This window comes from Actinomadura sp. CNU-125 (assembly GCF_001942465.1).
Taxonomy (GTDB): domain Bacteria; phylum Actinomycetota; class Actinomycetes; order Streptosporangiales; family Streptosporangiaceae; genus Spirillospora.
Window position 1 is genome coordinate 1 of record NZ_MKJY01000200.1, and the last position, 9,920, is coordinate 9,920.

8 protein-coding genes, 1 other RNA gene and 3 pseudogenes are annotated in these 9,920 nt (G+C 73.7%); 7 read left to right on the forward strand and 5 right to left on the reverse strand.

Annotation, left to right across the window (positions count from 1 at the left end):
• Positions 1-47: 47 nt before the first annotated feature.
• The gene (locus tag BJF79_RS61165) at positions 48-668 is read right to left on the reverse strand and encodes a hypothetical protein (RefSeq protein ID WP_262402428.1); all 621 of its coding nucleotides are present in this window, start codon (positions 666-668) and stop codon (positions 48-50) included.
• Between BJF79_RS61165 and BJF79_RS61170 the strand changes: the two genes are divergently transcribed.
• Positions 628-1,326 carry a glycosyltransferase gene (locus BJF79_RS61170; protein WP_262402429.1) on the forward strand — a complete coding sequence of 233 codons (699 nt, stop codon included), beginning with the start codon at positions 628-630 and terminating at the stop codon, positions 1,324-1,326. The genes BJF79_RS61165 and BJF79_RS61170 overlap by 41 nt on opposite strands.
• 485 nt (positions 1,327-1,811) lie before the next feature.
• Here the strand turns inward: BJF79_RS61170 and BJF79_RS22815 are convergent, their stop codons facing one another.
• On the reverse strand, positions 1,812-2,195 hold the full coding sequence (locus tag BJF79_RS22815; RefSeq protein ID WP_075900318.1) for a DUF6191 domain-containing protein: 384 nt from the start codon (positions 2,193-2,195) through the stop codon (positions 1,812-1,814).
• Positions 2,196-2,240: 45 nt separating this feature from the next.
• Entirely contained in the window at positions 2,241-2,765 is a 525-nt protein-coding gene (locus BJF79_RS22820; protein ID WP_075900326.1) for a pyridoxamine 5'-phosphate oxidase family protein, read from the reverse strand.
• A gap of 111 nt (positions 2,766-2,876) precedes the next feature.
• Here BJF79_RS22820 and BJF79_RS22825 point away from each other — a divergent pair.
• The 6 genes and pseudogenes from BJF79_RS22825 to BJF79_RS22850 all read left to right on the forward strand — a co-directional run bounded on the left by BJF79_RS22825 (position 2,877) and on the right by BJF79_RS22850 (position 6,804).
• A pseudogene (locus BJF79_RS22825) lies at positions 2,877-3,691 on the forward strand (Nif3-like dinuclear metal center hexameric protein).
• Complete coding sequence (locus BJF79_RS22830; RefSeq protein ID WP_075900320.1) at positions 3,688-4,431, forward strand: zinc ribbon domain-containing protein; 744 nt, start codon at positions 3,688-3,690, stop codon at positions 4,429-4,431. Before BJF79_RS22825 ends, BJF79_RS22830 begins: the two are co-directional and overlap by 4 nt.
• Positions 4,428-5,515: pseudogene (locus tag BJF79_RS22835) on the forward strand (bifunctional RNase H/acid phosphatase). Before BJF79_RS22830 ends, BJF79_RS22835 begins: the two are co-directional and overlap by 4 nt.
• Before the next feature lie 34 nt (positions 5,516-5,549).
• Positions 5,550-5,940: RNase P RNA component class A (gene rnpB, locus BJF79_RS22840), an RNA gene on the forward strand.
• A 46-nt stretch (positions 5,941-5,986) separates the two neighbouring features.
• Positions 5,987-6,385, forward strand: a complete 399-nt coding sequence (locus BJF79_RS22845) for a hypothetical protein (RefSeq protein ID WP_158079257.1) — start codon at positions 5,987-5,989, stop codon at positions 6,383-6,385.
• Between the two features lie 191 nt (positions 6,386-6,576).
• Positions 6,577-6,804, forward strand: a complete 228-nt coding sequence (locus BJF79_RS22850; protein WP_075900324.1) for a hypothetical protein — start codon at positions 6,577-6,579, stop codon at positions 6,802-6,804.
• An 80-nt stretch (positions 6,805-6,884) separates the two neighbouring features.
• On the opposite strand, the gene BJF79_RS22855 is transcribed toward BJF79_RS22850, so the two are convergent.
• Positions 6,885-9,140, reverse strand: coding sequence for a SulP family inorganic anion transporter (locus BJF79_RS22855; RefSeq protein WP_262402430.1), 2,256 nt, complete (start codon positions 9,138-9,140; stop codon positions 6,885-6,887).
• A gap of 207 nt (positions 9,141-9,347) precedes the next feature.
• Positions 9,348-9,920 (reverse strand): annotated as a pseudogene (locus BJF79_RS55700) (hypothetical protein); the annotation flags it as partial.

Here is a 9,920-nt window from a genome sequence, read left to right on the forward strand (position 1 = left end):
GTCCGCCCCGGCCCCGGTCCCGCCGGGGACCCCCGAGCTCCTGGAGGTCATGTTGTCCCGCCCGATCCGCGCGCCCCGGAGGGGAGGCGTCCGATGAGCGCCCGCCGCGCCCGCCGCGTCCAGGTCCCGTCCATCCTCGGCGAGCAGGGCATCCGGGCGGAAACGCCCAAACGCCGGTTCCTGTTCGCGGTGCCGCCCGTCGCCCGCCACGTCGTCCCGACGGTCGCGGTCGCCGCCGCCTCGCCGGGCGCGGCCACAAGGTCGCCTGGACGGGCGACCGCGCCGCCCTCGAACCGCTGCTGCGCGCCGGTTCGCGCATTTATTCGGCGGGCGACGACGCGTTCACCGCGCACCTGCGCGAGACCCGCGCCGGACGGCTGCGGCTGCGCGGCCCCGCCGCGCTCAGATCCCACTGGGAGGACTTCGCGGTCCCGCTCGGGCACGCGATGCTGCCCGGCGTCGACACCGCGATCGACCGGTTCCGCCCGGACGCGCTGGTCTGCGACCAGCAGGTGCTCGCCGGGCCCGTCGCGGCGCGGCTGCGCGGCCTGCCGTGGGCGACGGCGGCGACGACGCCCGCCGAGTTCGCCCGGCCGCTCGCGCGCGACGCCGCTCCTGGAGGGGTGGGTGCGCGACCAGATCGCCGACTTCCAGCTCGACCACGGCATCGAGGACCTGCTCGACCTGCGGTTCTCCGACCATCTCGTGCTGGTCTTCTCGACCGGCGCGCTGATCGGGGACGTCTCGTTCTTCCCCGACCACTTCGCGTTCGTCGGGCCCGCGGCGGGCCGTCCCGCCGCCACCGGAGCGTTCCCGTGGGAGTGGCTGGACGGGCGTCCGGCCGTCCTGGTCGCCTCCGGGACGCCCGGCGACCCGGCCGCCGAACGGTTCCTGCGGGCCGCCGCCGACGCCGTCCGCGGGCTGGACGTGCAGGCGGTGTTCGTCGCGCCGCCCGGGACGGTCGCCGACCCGCCGCCGAACGTGCTGGTCCGCGAGCACGTCCCGCGGAGCAAGCTGCTCGAACGGATGTCGGCGGTCGTGGGCCACGGCGGCTGCGACATCGTCGGGGAGGCGCTCGGCGGGGGGCTGCCGATGGTGCTCGCGCCGGTCCGCGACGACGAGCCGGTGATCGCCGGGCAGGTCGAGCGGGCGGGCGCCGGGATCCCGGTCAGGTTCGCGCGCGTCACGCCGGGCGAACTGCGCACGGCGCTCGGCGAGATCCTCACCGACCCCGCGTACCGGGACGCCGCCGGACGCGTCCGCGACGCGTTCGCCGCCGCCGGGGGAGCGGCCGCGGCCGCCGACCGCCTGGAGAAACTCGCCTAGCCGGGGGAGCCGCCGGGCCCGGCCGCCGCCGGACGGCCTCGGGTACGCCCGCTCCGGGAGCCGGTCAGCCCGGGGCGGGACGGTCGCCGTCGCGACCGGCCGGGCGCCGAGGGCCGTCTCCACCAGGCCGACCGCGCGCTGCAGGGCGACCAGGCGGGCGCCCTCGCGCCGGTACGTCTCCAGGACGGCCTCGATGCCGTGCGGCGGGACGGCCGCGCCGAGATCCACGCGCGCCGTCCGGAAACCCTCGCGGGCGGCCTCGACGGACGCGTCCACATGGTGGCGCGCCATCCGTGCGAGGACCGGCGGATACCGGCGCAGGACGCCGTAGCGCCGGTACTCGGGCGGGACGACGTCGAGCAGCCAGGCCATCGCGGTGTCCTCGAAGCGCTCGGTGCCCGGCGGGTGCACCTGCGCGGGCCAGCCCGGCGGAACGGAGGTGCTCACCCGTCCAGGATACCCCCTGCATCGAAAATCTGTTCGAGCTACTCCGGGGCGGGAGGCGGCGCGGCCGCACCCGGCCCCGGCCCGGCCGGGCCGTTGCCGTTGCGGCGGATGCGGATCTTGCCGGAGTCCAGGTCGTCGCGGCCGGACCCCGCCTGCTTGTGGTCGTCCTCGCGCAGCAGCTTCTGCCGCTCCTGCTCCTCCTGCTTGACCTTCTTGGAGCCCTCGAACATGGCGCCGAGTTCCTCGAACATGGCGCCGCCGAACCCGGCGCCGGTCTCGCCGTCGCCGCGGATGGCGCCCATCAGCGACGTCCGGCCGGTCCCCTCGTGGGGCCAGTCGACGACTTCGGGCTCGGCGGGTTCGGGCCGGTTGCCCATCGGGCGGCCCTTGACGCGCTTACGGCGGCGAAAGGGTGACTTCACACACTCTCCAACGCGATGAGGGTCCAGATAAATCCCGGCGGCGGTTCAGGTCGTGAACCTCCACCGGGTGGGAGAACCGGTGAAATCTCCCTGCTGCAGCCCGAACGCCCGCTGTGGCCGCACCGCGACGGTGGCGTTCACCTCCGGGTCCAGGAAGTCCACACGATAGCGGGTGGCGTACTTGGAGTTGACCAGGTCGATGAACCGCTGGAGCGTCCGCGGCTCGGTCACGACCTCCGCCCGGCCCTCGATCACGACCGGATTCTCGGCCGCCTCCGTCGTCACCACCACGTTCGGGTTGGTCCGCAGGTTCACCATCTTCCGGGACGGGACGGCGCTGCTGAACATCAGCGCCTCGCCGGACCACGCGCCCCACACCGGCATCGCGTGCGGCCGTCCGTCCGGACGGACCGTGCACAGCCAGAAGTTGCGCGCCGCCCGCATCCGTTCGACGGCCCAGGACCACGGGAGCAGTCCGCTCCCCTCGTTCGGCCCCCGGATGCCGTAGCCCGGCATATGCGGACGTTCTGCGGTGAGTTCCGGTTCCGACTGGGCGTCGGAAGCCGACATGACCATCTCCCTCCGGTCGGGCACTGCCGAACGTATCGTTCCAGACGCGACGGTCATGTGGCGAAGGCCGATGACGACGCCCGGGCGTCGCGACGCGATAGCCTGCGGAACGTGCGTCTATCCCATGTCATCGAGGCCGTCGAGGAGCTCTACCCGCCGGCGTGGGCGGAGTCGTGGGACGCCGTCGGACTCGTCTGCGGCGACCCCGGACAGGACGTCGAACGGGTCCTGTTCGCCGTCGATCCCGTCGCCGCCGTCCTCGACGAGGCCCTCGAATGGGGCGCCGACCTGGTGATCACGCACCATCCGCTGCTGCTGCGCGGCGTCCACTCGGTCGCGGCGACCACGCCGAAGGGCCGGATGATCCACCGGATGATCCGCGACGGGGTGGCCCTGCACACCGCGCACACCAACGCCGACGTGGCCGACCCGGGCGTGTCGGACGCCCTCGCCCGCGCCGTCGGGCTCACCGGCGCGCTCCGTCCGATGGTCCCCGCCGCCGACGACCCCCGCCGCGGGCTCGGCCGCGTCGGGGAGCTCGCCGAACCGGTCACGCTGCGCGAGTTCACCGCCCGCGTCGCCGCGGGCCTGCCGTCCACCGCACAGGGCGTGCGCGCCGCCGGGGACCCGGACCGTCCCGTCCGGACGGTCGCGGTGTGCGGCGCGCCGGCGACTCGCTGCTCGACACCGCGCGGGCCGCCGCCGTCGACGTCTACCTGACCGCCGACCTGCGGCACCACCCCGCGTCGGAGTTCGCCGAGCACGGCGGCCCGGCGCTGGTCGACGCCGCGCACTGGGCGACCGAATGGCCGTGGCTGGCCGACGCGGAGCGGCGCCTGAGCGAGGCGGCCGGCGGCACGTTGCAGACCCGGGTGTCCACCCTCGTCACCGACGCGTGGCGCCTCCACGACGAAGGAGCACAGTGAAAGCCGCACCGCAAGCCCAGCTTCGCCTCATCGACCTGCAGGAGCTCGACAGCTCGCTGGACCGGCTCGCGCACCGCCGCCGCACCCTGCCCGAGCTGGCCGAGATCGAGCGGGCCGAGGGCCGCCTCACCGAGCTGCGCGACGCGATCGTGACGGCCGAGACCGAGGTCGGCGACCTGCAGCGGGAGCAGAAGAAGGCGGAACAGGACGTCGACCAGGTCCGCACCCGCGCCGACCGCGACCAGAAGCGCCTCGATTCCGGCCAGGTGACCTCCGCGAAGGACCTCGGCAGCCTGCAGACCGAGATCGAGTCCCTGCAGCGCCGCCAGTCCGACCTGGAAGAGGTCGTCCTGGAGATCATGGAGCGGACCGAGGCCGCCGAGACCCGCGTCACCGAGCTGCGCACCGAGCGGACGTCCGCGCAGCAGGAGCTCGAGAACCTGACCGGGCGCCGGGACGTCGCGCAGCGCGAGATCGACGACGAGGCCGGGACGACCGCCACGGCCCGCACGGCCGTCGCCAAGGACGTCCCCGACGACCTCCTCGCGCTCTACGAGAAGCTGCGCGCCCAGTTCGGCGGCGTCGGCGCGGCCAAGCTGTTCCGCGGCGCCTGCCAGGGCTGCCACCTCGCCCTCAACAACGCGGACCTGAACCGCATCCGCGCCGCCGCCGAGGACGAGGTCGTCCGCTGCGAGGAGTGCCGCCGCGTCCTCGTCCGCACCCCCGAGTCGGGCCTGTGAGCCGCAAGCTGATCGTCGAGGCGGACGGCGGTTCCCGCGGCAACCCGGGTCCGGCCGGGTACGGGGCCGTCGTCCGCGACGCGCTGACCGGCGAGGTCCTCGCCGAGGCCGCCGAGGCCATCGGCAAGGCGACCAACAACGTCGCCGAGTACCGGGGCCTGATCGCCGGGCTGACCGCCGCCGCGTCGATCGACCCGGACGCCCGCGTGGACGTCCGGATGGACTCCAAGCTCGTCGTCGAGCAGATGTCCGGCCGCTGGAAGATCAAGCACCCGGACATGATCCCGCTCGCCGCCCGGGCCCGCCGCCTCGCCGAGGACCTCGGCGCCGTCGCCTACGGCTGGATCCCCCGCAACCGCAACGCGCACGCCGACCGGCTCGCCAACGAGGCCATGGACGCCGCCGCCCGCGGCGAGGAGTGGACCCCGAGCGCGCCCCCCGCCCCCGAGCCCCCGCCCGTCCCGCCGTCGACGACCCCCACCAGCACGATCCTCCTGCGGCACGGCCAGACGCCGCTGTCGATCGAGAAGCGGTTCGCCGGCATCGGCGACGTCCCCCTCACCGCGACCGGCCTGGCCCAGGCCCGCGCCGCCGCGCTCGCCCTCAAGGACCGCGGCCTCGACGCGATCGTCACCTCGCCCCTCGAACGCTGCCGCGCCACCGCCGCCGAGGTCGCCGCCGTCACCGGCCTGGACGTCCGCGTCGAGGACGGCTTCCGCGAGACCGACTTCGGCGACTGGGAGGGCCTCACCTTCGCCGAGGCCCGCGACCGCGACCCCGCCGCGCTCCGCGCGTGGCTCGCCGACCCCGAGGCCGCCCCGCCGGGCGGCGAGAGCTTCGCGGACACGTCCCGTCGCGTCCGCACCGCCCTCGACAAGCTGAAGGTCCGCGCCCGCCACCGCACCGTCCTCGTGGTCTCCCACGTGACGCCGATCAAGCTGCTCGTCCGCGACGCCCTCGGCGCCCGATGGCCGCGATCTACCGCATGCACCTCGACGTCGCGTCCCTGACGTCCATCGACTGGTACGACGACGGCCCCGCGACCCTCCGCACCTTCAACGACGCCCACCACATCGAGCGCTGACCGCCGCGAACGGTCTATCCTGGGACGCGGTGGACGAGCCGGCCGGACGGCCGCGTCGGGGAGCGATCCCCGTCGAGGAAAGTCCGGGCTCCACAGGGCAGGGTGGTCGGTAACGCCGACCCGGGGCGACCCGCGGGACAGTGCCACAGAAAGCAGACCGCCACCGGTCCGCCGGTGGTAAGGGTGAAACGGTGAGGTAAGAGCTCACCAGCGCCCACGGTGACGTGGGCGGCTAGGTAAACCCCACCCGGAGCAAGGTCAAGAAGGGGATCCGGCAGGTCCCCGCGCAGGCGTCCGAGGGCGGCCCGCCCGAGCCTGCGGGTAGACCGCTGGAGGCCGTCGGCAACGGCGGCCCGAGATGGATGGCCGTCGCCCGCCGCCGCGCGCGGCGGGCACAGAACCCGGCTTACAGGCCGGCTCGTCCACCGCCCGCGTTCCCGTGGCGGGCGCTATGGTCGTTCCGTGTCGCTCGTGGACGAATTGCTCCGCCTCATCGAGGATCCGGACGACGACAGCACCGGAGCGTACGATGTCGTCGATCTGATCGCGGAAAACACGACGGACGAGACGCTGGTGCCGCGTCTCACGGCGGAACTGCAGCGATTCCTCGACAAGGGCGACTTCTACGGACGCGACGTCGTCGGTGACGCGCTCGCGGGGGCCGCGGGCGTCGCGGCCCTCCCGGCCCTGATCAGGGCGGCGGCGCGCGATCTCGGGGACGACCAGGACGGACTGTCGATGACGATCGTCGAACTGGTGGAGGCGGGCGGTCCCCGTGCCCGCGCATTCCTGCGGGAATCGGCCGCCGACGACTCGCCGGCCGTTCGCGAGACCGCCGAGTGGGCCCGCGGATTCCTCCCGAAGGACTGAGCGCCCTCACACCCCGGACGGACCTGAGAGGTGCAGAAAATCGGGTGTTCGCGCGAGAATTCGACGGTTTCGGGTCACACGACACAGTGACGCGGAAACAGCGCGCTTACGTCCTGGTATGAAGCCGATCGACCTTGGTCGGCGACGGGCCGCGGGGCCGAGGGGACCGGCCCCGTGGGAGAGGAGCGCAGATGTTCATCGCGTTCACGATCTTCGTGCTCGGCGCGGCGGCGCTGTCGATGCTGGCGGCGCTGTGGAGCTTCGCGCGGGCCAGCCGGCGTGACGCGCTGTTCCTGCCGGCGACCGACCGCGGCGCCCGGATGGCGCGCCGGGTGACGGGGATGTACGTACGGGACCAGCAGCCGAGGGACTACCGGCAGGCATGGGACGAGCGCGACGGGGAGCTCGTCGGGCACTGAGAACGATGGTGAGGGCGCCGCGTGGCGGTGCGGCGCCGAAGGGCATGGGCCGTCCGCGGGGGACGGCCCATGCGTGCGGGTCACGACGGGGTTCGCGTGTCCTGCACGTCGCCGACGGGGACCTCGCCCGGGACGGAGGCGAAGGTCCCCGTCGCGCGGTCGAGGATCTCGACGTTGGCCGTCGGCAGGTCCAGGTAGAGGCCCACCAGCTCGATCTCGCCGGCCTCGACGCGGTGCTCCAGCCACGGATAGGTGAGCAGGTTGTCGAGCTGCTGGATCACGTTGATCTTGCAGAGGTGGGCGAGGGGGCTTTCGTCGGCGGAAAGCTCCGACCCCAGGAAGCGGGCCACGGTGTGGCGGCCGTGCTCCAGCCAGTGCGTCAGCTTCTGCAGATGCTTGACCTCGGTGCCGCCCGCGAGCAGGGCGGCCATGGCACCGCAGTTGGAGTGCCCGCAGATCGTGATGGTGCGGATGTCGAGCACTTCGAGCGCGTACTCGACGGTGGCCATCACCGAGTCGTCCGCGGGGTAGGAGCCCTGCCTGGGCACGAGGTTGCCGACGTTACGGTTGATGAACAGGTCGCCGGGGCCGCTCGCGGTGATGATGTTCGGCACCACGCGCGAGTCCACGCAGGTGATGAACAGGTTCTGCGGTTTCTGCTCCATCGCCAGCTCGGACATGATCGGGCGGACGAGCGGGGCGGTGCTGTCGTTGTACCTGCGGACGCCCGCGAGGAGCAGGTCGCTGGCCGGCGAATGCTCGGCATCGGATACTGGCTCGGAGTTCCGCCGGTCCCCCCAGGGCGCCCACCAGGGCGTTTGAGGGGAAGGCTTGCTCGGCGGGGTCGTGTCTCCTGTCACGGCTCTTTCATACCAAGCCTCGTGAACCTCGTCGATGTCGACCCTCCCGCCTTGCCGTTCGTGGGCGATCCGCCACTGGTGGACGGCGTCGAACGCGGCGTGGTCCATGAAGCCGACGTTGAGGTCGAGGTCGACGTTGGAGCCCGTCGGGATCTGCTGCAGGTGCCGGGTGACCTTCGGGACGCCGAGGAACGTGAACGTCCCCTCGACGACGACGTGCCAGCGGGGCGGCGCGGGGCCGTCGCCGGGGAACGGGACGAGCTGTTCCGAGCGCACCGACAGGGTGGTGAGGCGGTACAGGGCGAGCACGGCCATGACGCCGATGCCGAGCAGCACGCCCTTGCCGAGGCCGAGGACGACGACACCGCCGAGCGTGGCGAAGTACGCGGGGGCCTCGCGGTGGTGGCGCAGGTCGCGGACGTGCGCGAGGTCCATCAGCCGGCAGCCGAGGACGACGAGCAGCGCGGCGAGCGCGGACAGCGGGATCTGCTCGATGACCGGCCCGCAGGCCAGGGCGAGGACGAGGACCCAGCAGCCGTGCAGGACCGACGACAGCCGCGTGCGGGCGCCCGCCTGCAGGTTGGCGGTGCTGCGGACGATCACGCTCGCGATCGGCAGGCCGCCGAGGAAGCCCGACACCATGTTCGCGACGCCCTGCGCGCGCAGGTCCTTGTTCAGGTCGGAGCGCGGCACCCCGGCCGGTCGCATGCGGTCGACCGCGACCGCGCACAGCAGCGACGCGACGGCGGCCACGACGCCGACGGAGACGACGGCGCCGATGATCCCGCCCGGCGGCCCGTGCGGGAGGACCGGCGGCGTCCAGTCCTCCAGCAGCGTGGCGGGCAGGTCGACCCGCGCGGTCTGCCAGCCGAGCGCCCACGCGGTCGCTGTGGCGGCGGCGATCGCGGGCCGCAGCGGGCCGGGCACCAGCCGCAGCGCCGTGCCGGCCCGGCCGCGCCGCGGCAGCCGGTTCCAGGCGAGCAGGATGAGGATGGTGAGGCCGCCGAGCAGCGTCGTGTGGGCGTGCGGGGCGGCGAGCTGGCCGGGCAGTTCCCGCAGGTCGGCCAGGGACGACTGCTGCGGGCTGCCGCCCAGCACGACGTGCACCTGGGCGAGGACGATCACGGCGCCGATCCCCGCGAGCATGCCGTGGACCACGGCGGGAGAGATCGCGAGCGCGGCGCGGGCGACGCGGGCGGTGCCGAGGACGAGCTGCAGCGCCCCGGCGAGCAGCGTGATGGTGCAGGTGGCCCGCCAGCCGTAGTCCTGCACGAGACTGAAGACGATGACGGTGAGGCCCGCGGCGGGGCCGCTGACCTGCAGCGGCGACCCGCCGAGGGCTCCGGCGACGATGCCGCCGACGACGGCGGAGACGAGTCCGGCGGCGACCGGGGCGCCCGAGGCGACCGCGATGCCGAGCGACAGTGGAAGCGCGACGAGGAACACCACGAACGACGCGAACAGATCGCGCCGCAATGTGGATACGTTGAGTGTGTTTGCTATCACTCAACGTATACAACCAGCGTTCGACCGCGATATCGACCCGCGCCCGGACATCGCACGCCTATACGTCCCGAATGCTCCATTACCGCCCCCGACGAGGGACGACACGGCAACGCGAAGGGCCGCCGGACGATCCGTCCGGCGGCCCTTCGCGTTGCCGTGCGCGGTGCCGACGCGCGGTCAGCGGCGGTAGTCCCGGTGGTTCTCCCAGTCGTCGCCCTGGTAGCCGCCCTGGCGGCCGAAGCCGGGGTCGTACGCCTGCGTGGAGTTCGGGTCGCCGCTCTGCGCACCCGGGTCGTGCGGGGCGGACAGCGGGTCGCCGCCGCTGTAGCTGCTGCCGCTGAAGTCGCCGTAGGCCCCGGCGCCGCCGGGTCCGGGCTCGCGGCCGCCGCTCAGCGGGTCGTCGTAGCGGTTGCCCTCGCCGTACGGCTGGGACGCCGGGTAGCCCTCGTTCTGGGCGCCCTGCGGGTAGCCGCCGGTGTTGCCGAGGCCGCCCTCGTAGCCCGCGCCGCCACCGGACGACCAGGGGCCCGTCTGCGGGCCCGTACCGGGGCCCGTGGAGCCGCCGAACGAGCCCGTGGCGAGCGGATCGCCCAGAGGGTCGTTCTGGCCCGCGGGCGGCCCCGCGGAGCGCTGCCGGTCGCTCTGGATGCGCTGCAGCAGCTCGTCGACCGTCGGCAGCTTGTGGTTGTCGGTGTCGGGGCCCGGAACGCCCTGGGCCGCGGGAGCGGCCGGAGCGGGCGGTGCAGGCGT

Bases quoted from the DNA above. Each gene is read 5' to 3' on its own strand.
- BJF79_RS61165 (WP_262402428.1), bottom strand. From the start codon at position 668: ATGCCGTGGTCGAGCTGGAAGTCGGCGATCTGGTCGCGCACCCACCCC.
- BJF79_RS22820 (WP_075900326.1), bottom strand. From the start codon at position 2,765: ATGTCGGCTTCCGACGCCCAGTCGGAACCGGAACTCACCGCAGAACGT.
- BJF79_RS22850 (WP_075900324.1), top strand. From the start codon at position 6,577: ATGTTCATCGCGTTCACGATCTTCGTGCTCGGCGCGGCGGCGCTGTCG.